The sequence below is a fragment of the Microbacterium sp. Yaish 1 genome (genome assembly GCF_002245215.1).
GTDB lineage: Bacteria > Actinomycetota > Actinomycetes > Actinomycetales > Microbacteriaceae > Microbacterium.
The window spans coordinates 1-16,809 of sequence record NZ_NPMR01000001.1 but is presented as its reverse complement, the minus strand read 5'-3'; the positions used below and the strand labels follow the sequence as shown (position 1 = coordinate 16,809).

Genomic DNA, 16,809 nt, shown 5'->3' with positions numbered 1-16,809 from the left:
ATGCGTAAGAAGCGAAGGGAAACCACACTCGACATGGCGATCACGGTCTACACCAAGCCCTCCTGCGTGCAGTGCAACGCGACGTACCGTGCGCTGGACTCCAAGGGCATCGAATACGACGTCCTCGACCTCTCCGAGGACCCGGCGGCACTCGAGCGCGTCAAGTCGCTCGGCTACCTGCAGGCCCCCGTCGTCATCACCGACGAGGACCACTGGTCGGGCTTCCGTCCCGACAAGATCGACGAGCTGGCCGCTCGCTTCGCCTGAGCCATGAGCACGGCGGTCGCGACGCGGGCGCCTCTGCTCGTGTACTTCTCGAGCGTCTCCGGCAACACCGCGCGATTCATCGACAAGCTCGGACTGCCGGCGCTCCGCATCCCCCTTCACTCCTCACCGACGCCCCTCGTCATGACCGAGCCCTTCGTGCTCGTCACTCCCACCTACGGCGGGGGACAGGGGCGCGGTGAGGAGAAGGGTGCGGTGCCCAAGCAGGTCGTTCGCTTCCTGAACGATGTGCGCAACCGCACCCTGCTCCGTGGAGTCATCTCCACCGGCAACACGAATTTCGGCGAGTCGTACTGCCTCGCCGGCGACATCATCAGCCGCAAGTGCTCCGTGCCGCACTTGGACAAGGTGGAACTGTTCGGCACGCCCGAAGACGTCGAGCGCGTGAGCGCAGGATTGGAACGATGGTGGAATCAGCACTGGAAACAGCCTTGACCGATAACGGCTTCAAGGTCGACGCGCGCTTCGACGGGCTCGACTACCATGCCCTCAACGCGATGCTCAACCTCTACGGTGCGGACGGCAAGATCCAGTTCGACGCCGACAAGCGCGCCGCGCGGGAGTACTTCCTCCAGCACGTCAACCAGAACACGGTCTTCTTCCACTCCCTCAAGGAGCGTCTCGACTACCTCGTCGAGAAGGAGTACTACGAGCCCAAGGTCATCGAGAAGTACTCGCTCGAGTTCATCCAGAAGCTCAACGACTTCGCCTACGGCAAGAAGTTCCGCTTCGAGACCTTCCTCGGCGCGTTCAAGTACTACACGAGCTACACGCTGAAGACCTTCGACGGCAAGCGCTACCTCGAGCGCTTCGAGGACCGCGTCGTGATGACCGCCCTCGGCCTCGCCGACGGCGACGAGAACCTCGCGATGCAGCTCGTCGACGAGATCATCTCGGGTCGTTTCCAGCCCGCCACCCCGACGTTCCTCAACACCGGCAAGGCGCAGCGCGGCGAGCTCGTGTCGTGCTTCCTGCTCCGCATCGAAGACAACATGGAGTCGATCGCCCGCGGCATCAACTCCGCCCTGCAGCTCTCGAAGCGCGGCGGCGGCGTGGCCCTGCTGCTGTCGAACATCCGCGAGGCCGGTGCTCCGATCAAGCAGATCGAGAACCAGTCGTCGGGCATCATCCCCGTCATGAAGCTGCTCGAAGACAGCTTCAGCTACGCCAACCAGCTCGGCGCGCGTCAGGGAGCCGGTGCGGTGTACCTCTCGGCGCACCACCCCGACATCCTCAAGTTCCTCGACACCAAGCGCGAGAACGCCGACGAGAAGATCCGCATCAAGACGCTGTCGCTGGGTGTCGTCATCCCCGACATCACCTTCGAGCTCGCCAAGAACGGCGAGGACATGTACCTGTTCTCGCCCTACGACGTCGAGAAGGTCTACGGCGTTCCGTTCGGCGACATCTCGGTGACCGAGAAGTACCGCGAGATGGTCGACGACGCGCGCATCAAGAAGACGAAGATCAACGCGCGCGAGTTCTTCCAGACCCTCGCCGAGATCCAGTTCGAGTCGGGCTACCCGTACATCATGTTCGAGGACACGGTGAACAAGGCCAACCCGATCAAGGGCCGGATCAACATGTCGAACCTGTGCTCGGAGATCCTCCAGGTCAACACCCCGACGACGTACAACGAAGACCTCTCGTACGCCCAGATCGGCAAGGACATCTCCTGCAACCTCGGGTCGATGAACATCGCCCTCGCGATGGACGGCAAGGACCTCGCCCAGACCGTCGAGACCAGCATCCGCGCCCTCACCGCGGTCAGTGACCAGAGTCACATCGCCTCGGTCCGCTCGATCGAGGACGGCAACGACCGTTCGCACGCGATCGGTCTCGGTCAGATGAACCTGCACGGCTACCTGGCGCGCGAGCACGTCCACTACGGCTCCGAAGAGGGCCTGGACTTCACGAACATCTACTTCTACACGGTGCTGTTCCACGCGCTGCGGGCCTCGAACAAGATCGCGATCGAGCGCGGCACGTACTTCGAGGGCTTCCCCGACTCGACCTACGCGTCGGGCGAGTTCTTCGACAAGTACATCGAGCAGGAGTGGGTGCCCCAGACCGACAAGGTGAAGGGTCTGTTCGACGGCATCCACATCCCCACGCAGGACGACTGGCGCGAGCTGAAGGCATCCATCCAGCAGCACGGCATCTACAACCAGAACCTGCAGGCGGTGCCCCCGACCGGCTCGATCTCGTACATCAACAACTCGACGTCGTCGATCCACCCGATCGCGTCGAAGATCGAGATCCGCAAGGAAGGCAAGCTCGGCCGCGTCTACTACCCGGCGCCGTTCATGACGAACGACAACCTCGAGTACTACGAGGACGCGTACGAGATCGGCTACGAGAAGGTCATCGACACCTACGCCGCCGCGACCCAGCACGTCGACCAGGGTCTGTCGCTCACGCTGTTCTTCAAGGACACCGCGACCACGCGCGACATCAACAAGGCCCAGATCTACGCCTGGCGCAAGGGCATCAAGACGATCTACTACATCCGCCTGCGGCAGATGGCGCTCGAGGGCACCGACATGTCCGAGTGCGTCAGCTGCATGCTGTGACGGATGCCGGAACCCGAACCAGGAACTGAAGCGACATGACTCCCGAACCGCTCAAGCTCGTCGACCACGTGCAGGCGATCAACTGGAACCGCATCCAGGACGACAAGGACCTCGAGGTCTGGAACCGTCTGGTGAACAACTTCTGGCTGCCCGAGAAGGTGCCGCTGTCGAACGACATCCAGTCGTGGAACACGCTGACGCCTGACGAGCAGACGCTCACGATGCGCGTGTTCACGGGGCTGACGCTCCTCGACACGATCCAGGGCACCGTCGGCGCCGTCTCGCTCATCCCCGATGCGATCACCCCCCACGAGGAGGCCGTCTACACGAACATCGCGTTCATGGAGTCGGTGCACGCGAAGAGCTACTCGTCGATCTTCTCGACGCTCGCCTCGACGCCCGAGATCGACGACGCGTTCCGCTGGTCGGTCGAGAATCCGAACCTTCAGAAGAAGGCCTCGATCGTCATGGACTACTACCGTGGCGACGAGCCGCTCAAGCGCAAGGTCGCCTCGACCCTGCTCGAGTCGTTCCTCTTCTACTCGGGGTTCTACCTGCCGCTGCACTGGTCGGCGAAGGCGAAGCTGACGAACACCGCCGACATCATCCGCCTCATCATCCGTGACGAGGCCGTGCACGGCTACTACATCGGCTACAAGTTCCAGAAGGGCTACGAGCAGCTCACGCAGGCTGAGCGCGACGAGATCAAGGACTACACGTTCTCGCTGCTCTACGAGCTCTACGACAACGAGGTGCAGTACACGCAGGACCTCTACGACGCCGTCGGCCTGACCGAGGACGTCAAGAAGTTCCTGCACTACAACGCCAACAAGGCGCTGATGAACCTCGGCTTCGAGGCGATGTTCCCCGCCACGGTCACCAACGTGAACCCGGCGATCCTCTCGGCGCTGTCGCCGAACGCCGACGAAAACCACGACTTCTTCTCGGGGTCGGGCTCGTCGTACGTCATCGGCAAGGCCGAGGCCACCGAAGACGAGGACTGGGACTTCTGATTCCCGCGTAGGCACGCGAGTTTCGCGTGACGATGAGGCCCCCGACCGATCGCCCCTCCGGGTGATCAACCGGGGGCCTTTCGTCGTTCAACGCCGAGGAGCGCGAGCTGCTCCTCATGCCCGCGAGGCCCGCGGGCGCATGAGTATCGTTGGCTCGTGGACTGGCGTGAAGACCGCATCGGAGCGGCGCATCGTGGGGAGAACCCGACCGTCCTCGTTGAGCTCGCCGCAGGGTTCGCGGTGATGGGCGACGTGCAGTTCCTCCCGGGATGCTGCGTGCTGCTGGGCAAGGACCCCTCGGTGAAGGCCCTCGCCGAGATGCCGCGCGCTGAGCGCGTGCAGTTCCTTGCGGATGCCGACCTGCTGGCCACGGCCGTGGAACGCGCCTGCAGGTCCAGCGATCCGCAGTTTCGACGCGTGAACATCGAGGTGCTGGGGAACACGGATGCGTTCGTGCACGCGCACATCTGGCCCCGGTACGAGTGGGAACCCGCAGCGATGGTGACACGTCCCGTGTGGCTCTACGAGCCCACGCGGTGGAGCGACCCGGAGACGGCGCTCGGGTCCGAGCCGGCGGGATTGCGCGAGCGCATCGCGACAGAGCTCATGCTCCTGGTGGCCGAGGAGTCAGGTCACGACATGGCCGACCAGGCGCCGCCATTGACGCCCCACCGCCCGGGCCCGTAGTGTTGCGGGGCCGCGCGCATCCGCACGGCATCACCGGAGGAACGACATGACCATGCGCACCGAGCGCCTGATCGCAGCGGACCTGGACCAGTTCCAGCTCCGCAATGAGTCGTACCCTCCGGTGCGAGACGTCTGACACCGCCACTGTCAGTACGCCCCGCACCGCACAGGTCCGGGGCGTTCGTGTGTTCCTCTCCATGCGCCCGTTCCCGGACCGTCATCACAAGGAAAGGAACCATGGAGAAGCTCTCGAACAGGCTGCTGTCGTGGGCGAGCATCATCGACGAGAAGACCCTCGATCAGGCTCGCACCGCGTCTGGCATGCCGTTCATCCACCCGCATCTGGCGCTCATGCCCGATGCGCACCTCGGCAAGGGGGCGACCGTCGGGTCGGTCATCCCGACGCTCGGGGCGATCATGCCGGCCGCCGTCGGCGTCGACATCGGATGCGGCATGATCGCCGTCCGCACGCAGTTCACGAAGTCGCAGCTACTCGGCCGCGACCTGGGGGCGCTACGCGAGCAGATCGAGCGGGCGATTCCGCTGTCGGCCGGTCGCGACAACCGCAAGATCGTCGCGACGGCTGAGCCGCGCATCGGCGAGCTGGAGGAGCTCGCCGAGAAGAACGAGTTCGACCCCGCCCGCTACGCCGGGCACTGGCGCAACCAGCTCGGGTCGCTCGGCTCGGGCAACCACTTCATCGAGGTGTCGGTCGACGAGACCGACGCGGTGTGGATGTTCCTGCACTCCGGTTCGCGGGGAGTGGGCAACAAGATTGCGACGCATCACATCGGGGTCGCGCAGCGGCTCGCGAAGCAGTGGTGGATCGACCTGCCCGACCCCGACCTCGCGTACCTCGTCGAGGGCACGGAGGAGTTCCGGCGCTACATCCGCGAGCTCCGGTGGGCGCAGCACTTCGCGCTCCTGAACCGCGAGGAGATGATGGACCGCGTCGCCCGTCAGCTGTCCGAGACGATGGGCGCCGATGTCGACGAGCTCGAGCGCATCAACTGCCACCACAACTTCACCGAGAGCGAGAAGCACTTCGGCAAGCAGGTGTGGGTGTCGCGCAAGGGCGCGATCCAGGCGGATGCCGGCCGGCCCGGCCTCATCCCGGGATCCATGGGCACGGCGTCGTACGTCGTCTCGGGACTCGGCAACCCGCTCTCGCTCAACTCGTCGCCGCACGGCGCGGGTCGGGAGTACTCGCGGTCGGCCGCGCGCCGGACCTTCACGCACGACCAGCTGCGTGAGGCGATGGCGGGGATCGAGTTCCGCGACACGGATGCCTTCATCGACGAGATCCCGCAGGCCTACAAGCCGATCGATCGCGTCATGGAGGATGCCGCCGACCTCGTCGAGGTGCGGCACACGCTGCGTCAGCTGGTCAACGTGAAGGGCGACTGACCCTCGCCGTGACGGAAGGAGGGGCGGATTCTGCGGCATCCGCCCCTCCCTTATCGGTCGCCGACAGCACCTACGACGGGACGAGCGCATACGGGTAGTCCGCGCACACCCCTCGGAGATCGCCCCGATTTTTGCTCTGTGTCAGCGGCAGATGGTTGGCTCGATGGATGGTCGAGGTTCTGGCATCCATCGCGGCGCTCCTCGCGCTCGCTCTGGTCGTCGTCGTTCTGGTGTGGAGGTATCGCGCTCGGTCGACTCGCGTGCGCACCGCGGCCGAGCGCGCGGCGAGCGAGCAGCATCTGGCGGAGGTCACCGCGTCTCATGCGGCGGCGGTGAACCAATTGCGGAACGAACACGAAGCTGCGGTGCAGGCCGTGATCGACGAGCGTGATCGAGCCGTGGGCGAATCGGGCCGAGCGCGTGAGCAGATGGCGCGTGTCCTCGGAACGGACGCGGTCTCGAAGCGTCTGATCGCGGCGGCCTGCGCTGATGTCGGTCTGTCGGGCGTGCTCGTCACGAATGTCGTCTTCGTGCCTGACGACACTCGGAACACCTTCTTCGCCCAGATCGACCACGTCCTCTTGACGCGGCAGGCCGCGATCCTCATCGAGAACAAGTACTGGCAGGGCCTGGTCTTCGACGATGTCCGACCGAGTAGCGTGATCCCGGCGTTCCGGGCGATGCTCGACGAGGAAAAGCTCGAGGCGCCTTTCGCGCTGCAGATCCGGCCTCTCTCAGAGTCTGCGTGGGAAGTCCTGCGGCACGTCGGCGCTGATTCCCCGGCCGTGCAGGTCCGCCGTCAGGCGAGACGCCTGGCCGAACACCTCAGGGCGCGATGCGGCGAGGCCCCGTTCTTCACCACCGCGGTGCTCTACTCGCACGGCGATGCGTCCGTCCACGCGAAACCGGTGAGTCGGAGCTCCAGCGGCGTGACGACGAGAGTCCTCAGCGGGTCAAAGGGGCTCGTGCGCATGCTCGCCGAGGTCCGGCAGCAGCCACCCACCGCGCTGACGGTGGCACAGCTCGAACAGCTCCGTGCCTACTTCGAGTCACTCGGAGCTCACGTCGAACGCGTCGGCGACTGAACCGCATCCCTTTCGGAGGAGAAAAGCACGTCGGAGGGTGGATTCCAGGAGTCCGCCCTCCGACGTGCAGATGTCCTCCGGAAGCGGTCAGGCGTCGCCCTGGCCGATGTCGGCGGCCTCGGCGATCGCGGTCTCGTGCGGGCGGCCGAGGTGGCGCAGCGTACGGCCGGCGGCGGCGAGGATCGAGATCGCGACGATGAGCGCGGCGACACCGAGCCAGTACGGGGCGCTCGGGGTGATCGCGGCGGCGAGGGGGCCGGCCACGGCGGGGGCGATCGCGCCACCGATGAAGCGCACGCCCGAGTAAGTGCCGCTCGCGACGTTCCGGGGCAGGTCGGTGGCCTCCATGACGGCCTCGGTCAACGCCGTGTTGAGCACGCCGAGGAACAGGCCGGCGACGATGACGGTGACGATGAGCACGGTGGCGCTGTCGATGCCGATCGCGAGCACGGCTTCGGCGACGGCCAGCAGCCCGAGCATCGTGAAGAGCACGGGGCGCAGGCCCAGCCGGCGGGTCAGCACCGGCGCCACGAGCACCGAGGTGAGCGCGACGGCGAGTCCCCAGCCGAAGAAGACGAGACCCAGCTCGTGGGCTCCGAACGTCATCCCGGCCTGCGCCGCGGCGGACTCGATGGGGTACGGGCTGTACGCCAGCAGCACGAAGAACGCGACGTTGTAGAAGAACGCGGTCAGCGACAGGGTCAGCAGGGCCGGGTTGCGCAGCGCACGGAAGGACGCCAGAAGCGACACCTTCGCGGGGGCGGCGGTGCCGGCCGCGGGCGCGGGGGAGCGGAACACGACGAGGATCGCGAGCAGCGCGATGGCCATGAGCGCGGCGGTCCCGAAGAAGGGGCCGCGCCACGACAGCTCGCCGAGCGCGCCGCCGAGGAGCGGTCCGACCGCGAGGCCGATGCCGAGGGATGCCTCGTACAGCACGATCGCCTGGCGGCTTCCGCCGCTCGCGGCTCCGACGATGGCGGCCAGCGCCGTCGCGATGAAGAGCGCGTTGCCGATTCCCCAGCCGGCGCGGAATCCGATGATCTCGACGACTGCGCCGGAGAGCCCCGCGGCCGCAGCGAACACCACGATGAGGGCGAGCCCGAGCAGCAGGGTCTTCTTGACGCCGAGTCTGGACGAGACCCAGCTGGCGAAGAGCATCACGATGCCGGTGATGAAGAGGTAGCTGGTGAACAGGAGCATCGTCTCGGACGGCGTCGCATCCAGCTCGCGGCTGATCGCGGGGAGGATCGGATCGACCAGGCCGATGCCCATGAACGACACCGTGCAGGCGAAGGCGATCGCCCATACCGCGACGGGCTGTCGCCAGATCGACGCCTTCGCGGTCTCGGCTGTCGCCTTCGTCTGATCGCCGGTCGCGGACCGTTCTGTGTTCGTCGCGCTCGTCACGCGCACCGTCCTTTCGTGGGGGCCTGTCGGAGTCATCGCAGTTCCGGCTCTTCGAGCAGCGCGGCGAGAACCTCGGCCGCGCGTGCGAGAGCCGCCCGGTCGGCGTCGCTGAGCCGCGACCAGGCGGGCCCGGCCACCTCGAGCGCCTGCGAGCGGAACGCCTCGAACTGGCGCCGCCCCTCGTCGGTGATCGACACGAGTGAGGCCCGGCCGTCCTCGGGGTCGGCTGCGCGCTCGACGAGCCCTTCCGATTCCATCCGACGCACCAGCGTCGTCATGGTGGGCTGGCTCACGCGCTGCCACTCGGCGAGGTCGCTGACCCGGGTGGGGCCGAGCTCGTCGAGGGCGGCGAGCGCACGCCAGGTTCCCGCGGCGGCGGCCGTCTCGACCCGGCGGGCCACAGCTCGGTTGAACCGGCTCGACGCCGACATCAGGCGGATGGGGGAGTCGGGCAACTGCATAGCTTCACTATACAACCTGCATAGTCTGGCTATGTAAAAGGTCGAGCTCCCGAGAATGACGAAGCCCCCGGCATCCTCCTCGCGAGAGAGGATGCCGGGGGCGTTCGCGTGGCGTCAGCGGCCGCCGTTGATCAGCCCGAGCCATTGACCGAACGGCTTCTCGCCGCGGATGTCGGTGTGTTGCTCGTTCTGCTCTTCGTTCGTGATCATGGTGACCTCCCCGCTTCTTCCGTGGAACTCATCATGAACATCCGCTCGCGTCGGCGCGCGGTCCTTGACGAACGGCGTTCGGCGCGTTAGGCGCGCGACACAGCGTTTCTCTCGGCGATCACCCGCACGAGCGACCCCTCGCCTCCTACAATCGTGACCGTGTCGGAAACTCCTGCCCTCACGCGCGAACCGCGCTTCAGCCCGGTCATCGCGCTCATCGCCGTTTCGGCGTCGTGGGAAGGCCGGCTCTCTGCAGCGCTGCGCGACCTCGGCCTCTCCACCCGCAAGTTCGGCCTGCTCGGGCACATCGGCTCGGAGCCCGGCATCTCGTTCTCCGAGCTCGCCCGCCGATCGCACATCACGGTGCAGTCCGCGCACACCGCGGTGCGCACCCTCGTCGACGAGGGGCTCGTCGCCGATGCGACGGCTCACGCCGGCTCGGCATCCGACCTGCGGATCACGCCCAAGGGCATCGCGGTCATGGAGCAGGCTCACCAGCGGCTGCTCGAGCTCGATGCCACGCTGAGCGACAACATGCCGGGCCTGGCGGCCTCGATGGACGGCATCCGCGCAGGAATCGTCTAAGTCGGCTGGATAGGGTTCGGGGGTGTTCCGAACCCCGTTGACCGCATTCCGTTCGCTCGCGATCGCCGAGGCCATCTCGTGGACGCTGCTGATCTTCGGCCTCATCCTGCGCGCAGCGCTGGACCTGCCGGTCGCCGTGACGATCGGCGGCGGCATCCACGGCTTCGTGTTCCTCTGCTACGGCGCGACCGCGGTGCTCGTGGCCTGGAACAACCGGTGGTCGCTCGTCCCGACGGTCTGCGCCGTCGCCGCCGCCGTGGTCCCCTACGCGACCGTGCCGACCGAGATCGTGCTGCGCCGGCGCGGCCTTCTCGAGGGGGAGTGGCGCACCGAGGCGACCGACGACCCGCGCGATCGGCGGGCGCTCGACCGTTTCCTGCGGTGGTTCGTCCGCCGTCCCGCGGTGCTCGCCGTGATCCTCGCGGTCGGCATCATCGCCGCGTACGTCGTCCTGCTGGTGATCGGACCGCCCGGACGGGCGTAACGTGATCGGATGCCGCGCACCGTTGCCCGCCTCGCCCTCGCCGCTCTGCTGATCGCGGCGGGAGCGGCACATCTGACCGTCCTCCGGCGCGGCTATCGCATCGCGGTCCCGGACTGGGCGACGCGGATGCTCCGCACCGACAAGGACATGATCGTCGTCGCCAGCGGCGCGGTCGAGGTCATGCTCGGCGCCGGGCTCGTCGCGCTGCCGCGCGAGCGCCGTCGCATCGCCACCGCGATCGCCGCCTTCTTCGTCGCGGTGCTCCCGGGCAATATCCACCAGTGGCGCACCGGTGCGCCGGCTCCCGGACTCGACACCGATGCGCGGCGCTTCGGCCGCCTCTTCCTTCAGCCCGTGCTCGTCGCGTGGGCGTTGTGGGCGGGCGGGCCCGCGCGAGACTCGTCGGCGTCGTCGCGCTGACGACGCAATACGCGGACACGGAATTTCTCGTGGCGGCCCCGCGTTTGGTTGCCTGTCATGGTGAGCACATCCGCATCCGCAGCAGCATCCGTCTCCTCGGCCGAGTCCGACTACCGAGCCTGGGCGGCTTTCCGCCGGGAGTCGGTCGCGGCTCCGCAGGGATCCCTCGCCCTCGTGCTCACGCACTGGTCGGCTCCGGGCGAGCCCGCCGTCGATGACGAGACCGCGCGCGCCGGGCATCCGGTCGACGCTCTGCTCACCCGTCTGCAGCGAACCGACATCGAGACCGGTCTTCCCCAGGAGGGCTACCGCATCTGGCGGCAGGACTCGCCCGCCAACGAGGCGTTCGAAGACATCGAGCGCTGGGAGTACGACCCGGCCTGGGTGATCGAGGGCCGCTTCGAGCTCGTCGATGGAGACCGGGTGGTCCCCTTCGAGCACATCAAGGACGGCGGCGCGACGCGCGGCCTCCCGGTCTCGGGCGACCTGGTCTTCGAGATCGACGGCACCGAGTACCGACTCGCCGCTTTCGACACCAACTACGGCGGTCCGAAGCTGCACCTCGTCTTCGGCGACCAGACCAACGGCGCCGAGTCCTACGGTGCCGGCCGGTTCCTCTTCCTCGACCACCCGGGCGCGACCGGCGACCTGGCCCCCGGTGACAGCACGCCGGTCACGGTCGACTTCAACCGGGCCGTCGTCCCGCCGTGCGGCTTCTCGAACCAGATGAACTGCCCCCTGCCGCCGCTGCAGAACCGTCTGCCCTTCCCGGTTCGCGCCGGTGAGAAGAAGGTCCGGTTCGCCGGCGACTTCTCGCTCTGATCTCCTTCCTGCAACACCCGAAACGGCGGAGCGCCCGCACCTCGCTCCGCCGCCCCCTCCACACAGCAAAGGAACACCCGTGACTTCACGCGGCTTCTCCCGGATCGTCGCCGCCACTGCGGCAACGACGGCCGGTCTTCTCGTCCTGGCCGGATGCTCCGGTTCCGCCGACCCGGCCGGTTCGGCCGGCGCGAGCGACCCGGACGCCGAGATCGTCGTCGGATCGCAGAACGAGCCGACCAACCTCGACCAGATCTTCGGCGGCTCGTCGGGCGTCACCGAGGTCTTCACCGGCAACGTCTACGAGGGCCTGTTCCGTATCACCGACGACGCCCAGGTCGAGCCGTTGCTGGCCGCGGAGACGAGTGTGTCGGCAGACGGGCTCGTCTACACGTTCACCCTCGAGGACGCCACCTTCCACTCCGGCAAGGAGCTGACGGCCGACGACGTGAAGTACAGCCTCGAGCGGTTCGTCGGCGACGAGTCGATCGCGGCGCGCAAGCGCCAGCTGAGCGTCATCGACACCGTCACGGCGGTCGACGACAAGACCGTCGAGGTGACCCTCTCGCAGCCCTCGATCAGCTTCACCTACAACCTCGGCTACGTCTGGATCGTCAACGAGGATGCCGGCGACCTGACGGCCACCGCCGACGGCACCGGACCCTACGAGCTCGGCGACTACCGCAAGGGCGACTCCATCACCCTCGACGTGAACGACGCCTACTGGGGTGACGCGCCGAAGAACGGCGGCGTCGTCTACCAGTACTACGCCGACCCGACGGCCTTGAACAACGCCCTGACGACCGGTGCGGTCGACCTCGTCACGAGCCAGTCGAACCCCGACAGCATCGCGGAGTTCGAGGCCGCCGGCTTCCAGGTCATCGAGGGCACCTCGACGACGAAGGAGCTGCTGGCGTTCAACGACCGGATCGCTCCCTTCAACGACGCGCGCGTGCGCAAGGCGATCTACTCCGCGATCGACCGCGAGAAGCTGCTCGATGCGATCTGGGACGGCCGCGGCGAGCTCATCGGATCGATGGTGCCGCCCTCCGAGCCCTGGTACATCGACCTCGCCGACAACAACCCCTACGACCCGGCCCTGTCGGAGAAGCTGCTCGCCGAGGCCGGTCAGTCCGGAGGCTTCAGCTTCACGGTCGACACCCCCGACTCGGGCGTCCACTCGACGGTCGCGGAGTTCCTCAAGTCGGAGCTGGCGAAGGTCGGCATCACGCTGAACATCAACATCATCACCGACGACGAGTGGTACCAGAAGGTCTACACCGAGAAGAACTTCGAGGCGACGCTGCAGGGCCACGTCAACGACCGCGACATCAACTTCTACGGCAACCCCGACTTCTACTGGGGCTATGACAACGCCGACGTGCAGACGTGGCTCGCCGAGTCGGAGGCCGCGGCATCCGTCGATGAGCAGACCGAACTGATCAAGAAGGCGAACCAGCAGATCTCGGACGACGCAGCCAGCGTCTGGCTCTACCTCAACCCGCAGCTGCGCATCGCGGCCGAGGGCGTGTCGGGCGTGCCCAAGAATGGACTGAACTCGCTGTTCTACGTCTCCGACATCACGAAGGCCTGATCTCCATCACCCGGTATCTGATTCGACGGACAGGATTGCTGCTGCTGGCGTTCGCGCTGGCGGTGGTGATCCTGTTCGTCGTGCTGCGCGTTCTCGGCAACCCGGTTTTCGCTCTCATCTCGGTGGGCGCGACGGATGCCGAGATCGCGGCCGCTGCCGCGAGGCTCGGCGTCGACCGGCCGATCCCGGAGCAGTTCGTGGCCTATCTCGGCCAGCTCGCGAGCTTCGACCTGGGGCGATCGTTCACGAACAACCTTCCCGTCGGCGACGAGATCCTGCGGCGGCTGAACGTCACGCTGCCCCTGACCCTCATCGCGTTCACGCTGTCGGTGCTGATCGCGGTGCCGGTGGGGTTCATCGCGGCCTGGAAGGCGCGCACCTGGTACGGGACCGCCTTCTCGGCCGTGTCGCAGCTCGGCGGCGCGATCCCCGTCTTCTGGGTCGGCATCCTGCTCGTCGCGGTGTTCGCGCTGAACTGGCGATTGCTGCCGGCGGGCGGCTTCCCGCGCCGCGACTGGGAGGACCCCGGCGCCGCGCTCGTCTCGCTCACGCTCCCGGTGCTCACGATCGCGCTCGTGGCGGGCAGCGATCTCGCGCGGTACGTCCGCAGCGCGACGCTCGACGTGCTCGGCCAGCAGTATCTGCGCGCGGCTCGGGCCACGGGGCAGAGCTTCGCCACGGCGATCCGGCGTCACGGCGTGCGCAACGCCGTCGTGCCGTTGATCTCGATCCTCGCGATCCAGCTGTCGACGACCTTCGTCGGCGCCGTCATCATCGAGCGGGTCTTCGCGCTCCCCGGTCTCGGCGACATGCTGCTGGTCGGCATCAAGGAGCAGGACTTCCCGAGCGTCCAGGGGGTGCTGCTCTTCTCGACCGCCCTCGTGCTGCTGCTCGGTTTCGCGGCCGACATCGTGCAGCGCATCATCGACCCGCGACTGCGCGACACGATCTCGGGCAACCGCAGAGCGAGGGCGGCGGCATGACAGCGACGACCCTTCCCGACACCGGCACCGTCTCGATGACGAGGCCCACGCGGCCGCGCCGCCGACGCTCGGTGAACCTCGCCGTCGGCGGCATCCTGTTCGGCGCCATCGCGGTGATCGGCCTGATCTCGCTGGTGTGGACCCCGTTCACCTTCGACGACACCAGCGGCGGCCGGCTGCAACCGCCGTCCGCGGAGCACTGGGCCGGAACCGACCGCCTCGGCCGTGACCTGTTCACGCAGCTCATGATCGGAGCGCGACTGGCCCTCACCGTCGGGTTCGGGTCGGTGCTGATCGCGGCGATCGTCGGCATCGGGCTCGGTCTCCTCGCGGCGGTGGCCCGCCGATGGGTTGATGACGCCCTCACGAGCTTGCTCGACATCGCCATCGCCTTCCCGACCCTGCTGCTGGCGATGCTGATCGTCGCCTGGCGCGGGGCATCGGTCGACTCGGCGATCCTCGCGATCGGCCTCGCCGGCTCGGCGGTGATCGCCCGACTCACCCGCATCGCCGCGACGCGCGTCCTCGCGATGGATTACGTCACCGCTGCGCGGACGTCCGGCACGGGCAGGCTCGGGATCGTGTTCCGACACGTGCTGCGGAACGTCTGGCCGACCCTCATCGTGCCGCTCGCGCTGCAGTTCGGCGGAGCGGTCGGCGCGGAGGCGTCGCTGTCGTACCTCGGGCTCGGCTCGCCGCCGCCGAACGCCTCGTGGGGCCGGATGCTGGAGGAGGCGCAGAGCACGGTGCTCGTCGCACCGACCGCGGCCATTCTCCCCGGCGTCCTGCTGGTCGCCTTCATCATCGGTGCGAACCTGCTGGCCGACGGCCTGCGTGACATCGCCGATCCGACCACGAGGAGCATCGGATGACCGCCGCGCTGACCGCAGCCGCTCTCGGCGTGCGGATCGGTGACGACCGCACGCTCGTGCACGGCGTCGACGTGACGCTCGAACCCGGCGAACGCCTGGGCATCATCGGAGAGTCGGGCTCGGGCAAGTCGCTGACCGCCCTCGCGATGCTCGGTCTGCTGGCGTACCCGCTGACGCCGTTCGGATCGGCGACGATCGCGACCGCCGAGGGTGAGGTCGAGGTCGTCGGAACCCCGTCGCGCCGACTCGATCGGGTGCGCGGACGGACGATCTCGGCGGTCTTCCAAGAGCCGCTGGCCTCGCTCGATCCGCTCATGCGCGTGGGCAGGCAGCTGGCCTGGCCGCTCGCGAAGCACCGCGGGCTGGCCGGAGACGCGCTCCGGCGCGGCGTGCTCGACGCGCTCGCAGACGTGCAGTTGCCCGACCCGGAGCGCATCGCGCGGTCGTTCATCCACGAGATCTCCGGGGGCCAGCGGCAGCGCGTCGCGATCGCCCTCGCGCTGGCGGCCGGACCGAGCATCCTCATCGCCGATGAGCCGACGACCGCGCTCGACGTCACCGTGCAGGCCGGCATCCTCGATCTGCTTCAGCGCGAGGTGACCGAGCGGGGGATGACCCTGCTGTTCATCAGCCACGACCTGCCGGTCGTCTCGCAGATCGCCGACCGCGTCCTCGTCATGCGTGACGGGCGTCAGGTCGAGCTCGGCGACACGGCGCAGCTGCTGCGGTCGCCCCGGCACGAGTACACGGCGCAGCTGGTCGCCGCCTCGCGTGCGCTCGATGACTTCCTGCCGGCGAAGGGAACCCGATGACGGCCGACGCTCACGCGACGCTCGCGCTCGAGCACGTCGATTTCGCCTACGGTCGCGGAGCGGCCGTGCTCCACGATGTCTCGCTCTCGCTCGCGCCCGGCGAGACGGTCGGGCTCGTGGGGGAGTCGGGCGCGGGGAAGACGTCGGTTCTGCGCCTGCTGCTGGGCCTGGCGACACCGACATCCGGTCGCGCGCTCTTCGAGGGCGCGCCGCTGCGCGCAGGCGACCGTGCGCAGATGCGCTCGCTGCGCCGGGCGGTGCAGCCGGTCTACCAGGATCCGTTCTCGTCGCTCGACCCGCGGATGACGGTGGGGCAGTCGATCGCCGAACCGCTGCGGTCCCTCGGTGTCACCCGCGACCGGCGCCGGATCGACGCGCGGGTCGCCGAGCTGCTCACGGCCGTCGACCTCGACGTGGATGCCGCGTCGCGCTACCCGGACGCGTTCTCGGGCGGGCAGCGCCAGCGCATCGCGATCGCCCGCGCCCTCGCCCCGCGTCCCCGACTGCTTCTGGCGGACGAGCCGGTGAGTGCTCTCGACACATCGGTGCGCATGCACGTCATCGAGCTGTTCCAGCGGCTCGCATCGGAGCAGGGGATCGGGATGCTGCTGGTCTCGCACGACCTGACGATCGTGTCGGCACTGTGCGAGCGGATGACGGTGCTCCGTGCCGGTCGCGTCGTCGAGGAGGGGCCGACAGCCCGGCTGCTCACGTCGCCCCGCGACGAGTACACCGCGCAGCTCGTGGCCGCCGTGCCCCGGCTTCCCGCGGTTTGACGGGGAACGGTGGCCGCGACACGCCCGGGATGTCGCGCCGCTTTGCCAGGATGCCGGGAGCCGCGTAACTTATTACTTGTTCGCCCCACAGGGAAGAGCGAGAGGGCCGGAAGGTCCCGCCTCCCTCAAGCGGAGAACAACCCGAAACAGACGCTTCCGAGCGTCGCAGGTCCAAGACCTGCCACAGGGTCCCCACCACACCACAGAACCGAGTCGGTCTCCGATTCTGGTTCTGAACGGTTCGTCGGTGGGGTATGGTTGTGAAGTTGCCCTCTGGGCTGGCTGTGAGGTCAGTTGGGGGAGCGTCCGATCCTTGAGAACTCAACAGCGTGC

General features: G+C 67.7%; 18 protein-coding genes. 16 read left to right on the top strand and 2 right to left on the bottom strand.

Annotated features, from left to right (window positions below):
• The first annotated feature begins 33 nt into the window (after nucleotides 1-33).
• The 7 genes from nrdH (at nucleotide 34) to CI089_RS00060 (ending at nucleotide 7,050) form a co-directional block, all read left to right on the top strand.
• On the top strand, nucleotides 34-267 hold the full coding sequence (nrdH, locus tag CI089_RS00090; protein WP_023954603.1) for a glutaredoxin-like protein NrdH: 234 nt from the start codon (nucleotides 34-36) through the stop codon (nucleotides 265-267).
• 3 nt (nucleotides 268-270) lie between these two features.
• Entirely contained in the window at nucleotides 271-720 is a 450-nt protein-coding gene (nrdI, locus tag CI089_RS00085; protein ID WP_023954602.1) for a class Ib ribonucleoside-diphosphate reductase assembly flavoprotein NrdI, read from the top strand.
• Entirely contained in the window at nucleotides 690-2,858 is a 2,169-nt protein-coding gene (gene nrdE / locus CI089_RS00080; RefSeq protein WP_094259729.1) for a class 1b ribonucleoside-diphosphate reductase subunit alpha, read from the top strand. Before nrdI ends, nrdE begins: the two co-directional genes overlap by 31 nt.
• Nucleotides 2,859-2,893: 35 nt before the next feature.
• Nucleotides 2,894-3,871 (top strand): class 1b ribonucleoside-diphosphate reductase subunit beta, encoded by a 978-nt coding sequence (nrdF, locus tag CI089_RS00075; protein WP_094259728.1) that lies wholly within the window; start codon nucleotides 2,894-2,896, stop codon nucleotides 3,869-3,871.
• Between the two features lie 156 nt (nucleotides 3,872-4,027).
• Entirely contained in the window at nucleotides 4,028-4,558 is a 531-nt protein-coding gene (locus CI089_RS00070) for an HIT family protein (RefSeq protein ID WP_094259727.1), read from the top strand.
• A gap of 237 nt (nucleotides 4,559-4,795) precedes the next feature.
• On the top strand, nucleotides 4,796-5,965 hold the full coding sequence (locus CI089_RS00065) for an RtcB family protein (RefSeq protein ID WP_094259726.1): 1,170 nt from the start codon (nucleotides 4,796-4,798) through the stop codon (nucleotides 5,963-5,965).
• 167 nt (nucleotides 5,966-6,132) lie between these two features.
• Entirely contained in the window at nucleotides 6,133-7,050 is a 918-nt protein-coding gene (locus CI089_RS00060; protein ID WP_094259725.1) for a nuclease-related domain-containing protein, read from the top strand.
• A gap of 87 nt (nucleotides 7,051-7,137) precedes the next feature.
• On the opposite strand, the gene CI089_RS00055 is transcribed toward CI089_RS00060, so the two are convergent.
• Together CI089_RS00055 and CI089_RS00050 are read right to left on the bottom strand one after the other, a co-directional pair.
• The gene (locus CI089_RS00055; protein ID WP_373441580.1) at nucleotides 7,138-8,457 is read right to left on the bottom strand and encodes an MFS transporter; all 1,320 of its coding nucleotides are present in this window, start codon (nucleotides 8,455-8,457) and stop codon (nucleotides 7,138-7,140) included.
• 32 nt (nucleotides 8,458-8,489) lie between these two features.
• Nucleotides 8,490-8,918: a MarR family winged helix-turn-helix transcriptional regulator gene (locus CI089_RS00050; protein ID WP_094259723.1), complete on the bottom strand. Its 429-nt coding sequence runs from the start codon at nucleotides 8,916-8,918 to the stop codon at nucleotides 8,490-8,492.
• A gap of 369 nt (nucleotides 8,919-9,287) precedes the next feature.
• On the opposite strand from CI089_RS00050, the gene CI089_RS00045 reads away from it, so the two are divergent.
• The 9 genes from CI089_RS00045 to CI089_RS00005 all read left to right on the top strand — a co-directional run bounded on the left by CI089_RS00045 (nucleotide 9,288) and on the right by CI089_RS00005 (nucleotide 16,476).
• The gene (locus CI089_RS00045) at nucleotides 9,288-9,713 is read left to right on the top strand and encodes a MarR family winged helix-turn-helix transcriptional regulator (protein ID WP_094261162.1); all 426 of its coding nucleotides are present in this window, start codon (nucleotides 9,288-9,290) and stop codon (nucleotides 9,711-9,713) included.
• A gap of 22 nt (nucleotides 9,714-9,735) precedes the next feature.
• Nucleotides 9,736-10,197 (top strand): DUF3817 domain-containing protein, encoded by a 462-nt coding sequence (locus tag CI089_RS00040; protein WP_094259722.1) that lies wholly within the window; start codon nucleotides 9,736-9,738, stop codon nucleotides 10,195-10,197.
• A 9-nt stretch (nucleotides 10,198-10,206) separates the two neighbouring features.
• Nucleotides 10,207-10,617 carry a DoxX family protein gene (locus CI089_RS00035; RefSeq protein ID WP_094259721.1) on the top strand — a complete coding sequence of 137 codons (411 nt, stop codon included), beginning with the start codon at nucleotides 10,207-10,209 and terminating at the stop codon, nucleotides 10,615-10,617.
• A gap of 57 nt (nucleotides 10,618-10,674) precedes the next feature.
• Complete coding sequence (locus tag CI089_RS00030; protein ID WP_094259720.1) at nucleotides 10,675-11,439, top strand: DUF1684 domain-containing protein; 765 nt, start codon at nucleotides 10,675-10,677, stop codon at nucleotides 11,437-11,439.
• Between the two features lie 79 nt (nucleotides 11,440-11,518).
• Nucleotides 11,519-13,033: an ABC transporter substrate-binding protein gene (locus CI089_RS00025; protein WP_256977311.1), complete on the top strand. Its 1,515-nt coding sequence runs from the start codon at nucleotides 11,519-11,521 to the stop codon at nucleotides 13,031-13,033.
• On the top strand, nucleotides 13,030-14,016 hold the full coding sequence (locus CI089_RS00020; protein ID WP_306426963.1) for an ABC transporter permease: 987 nt from the start codon (nucleotides 13,030-13,032) through the stop codon (nucleotides 14,014-14,016). The genes CI089_RS00025 and CI089_RS00020 overlap by 4 nt, the downstream gene beginning before the upstream one ends.
• Complete coding sequence (locus tag CI089_RS00015) at nucleotides 14,013-14,888, top strand: ABC transporter permease (protein WP_094259718.1); 876 nt, start codon at nucleotides 14,013-14,015, stop codon at nucleotides 14,886-14,888. The genes CI089_RS00020 and CI089_RS00015 overlap by 4 nt, the downstream gene beginning before the upstream one ends.
• Nucleotides 14,885-15,700 (top strand): ATP-binding cassette domain-containing protein, encoded by an 816-nt coding sequence (locus CI089_RS00010; RefSeq protein WP_094259717.1) that lies wholly within the window; start codon nucleotides 14,885-14,887, stop codon nucleotides 15,698-15,700. The genes CI089_RS00015 and CI089_RS00010 overlap by 4 nt, the downstream gene beginning before the upstream one ends.
• Nucleotides 15,697-16,476 carry an ABC transporter ATP-binding protein gene (locus tag CI089_RS00005; protein WP_094259716.1) on the top strand — a complete coding sequence of 260 codons (780 nt, stop codon included), beginning with the start codon at nucleotides 15,697-15,699 and terminating at the stop codon, nucleotides 16,474-16,476. Before CI089_RS00010 ends, CI089_RS00005 begins: the two co-directional genes overlap by 4 nt.
• Nucleotides 16,477-16,809 lie beyond the last annotated feature (333 nt).

What these genes read in the sequence shown, in the direction of transcription:
- nrdH (WP_023954603.1), top strand. Translation starts at nt 34, where the DNA reads ATGGCGATCACGGTCTACACCAAGCCCTCCTGCGTGCAGTGCAACGCG.
- nrdI (WP_023954602.1), top strand. Translation starts at nt 271, where the DNA reads ATGAGCACGGCGGTCGCGACGCGGGCGCCTCTGCTCGTGTACTTCTCG.
- nrdE (WP_094259729.1), top strand. Translation starts at nt 690, where the DNA reads ATGGTGGAATCAGCACTGGAAACAGCCTTGACCGATAACGGCTTCAAG.
- nrdF (WP_094259728.1), top strand. Translation starts at nt 2,894, where the DNA reads ATGACTCCCGAACCGCTCAAGCTCGTCGACCACGTGCAGGCGATCAAC.
- CI089_RS00065 (WP_094259726.1), top strand. Translation starts at nt 4,796, where the DNA reads ATGGAGAAGCTCTCGAACAGGCTGCTGTCGTGGGCGAGCATCATCGAC.
- CI089_RS00060 (WP_094259725.1), top strand. Translation starts at nt 6,133, where the DNA reads ATGGTCGAGGTTCTGGCATCCATCGCGGCGCTCCTCGCGCTCGCTCTG.
- CI089_RS00050 (WP_094259723.1), bottom strand. Translation starts at nt 8,918, where the DNA reads ATGCAGTTGCCCGACTCCCCCATCCGCCTGATGTCGGCGTCGAGCCGG.
- CI089_RS00035 (WP_094259721.1), top strand. Translation starts at nt 10,207, where the DNA reads ATGCCGCGCACCGTTGCCCGCCTCGCCCTCGCCGCTCTGCTGATCGCG.
- CI089_RS00030 (WP_094259720.1), top strand. Translation starts at nt 10,675, where the DNA reads ATGGTGAGCACATCCGCATCCGCAGCAGCATCCGTCTCCTCGGCCGAG.
- CI089_RS00015 (WP_094259718.1), top strand. Translation starts at nt 14,013, where the DNA reads ATGACAGCGACGACCCTTCCCGACACCGGCACCGTCTCGATGACGAGG.
- CI089_RS00010 (WP_094259717.1), top strand. Translation starts at nt 14,885, where the DNA reads ATGACCGCCGCGCTGACCGCAGCCGCTCTCGGCGTGCGGATCGGTGAC.
- CI089_RS00005 (WP_094259716.1), top strand. Translation starts at nt 15,697, where the DNA reads ATGACGGCCGACGCTCACGCGACGCTCGCGCTCGAGCACGTCGATTTC.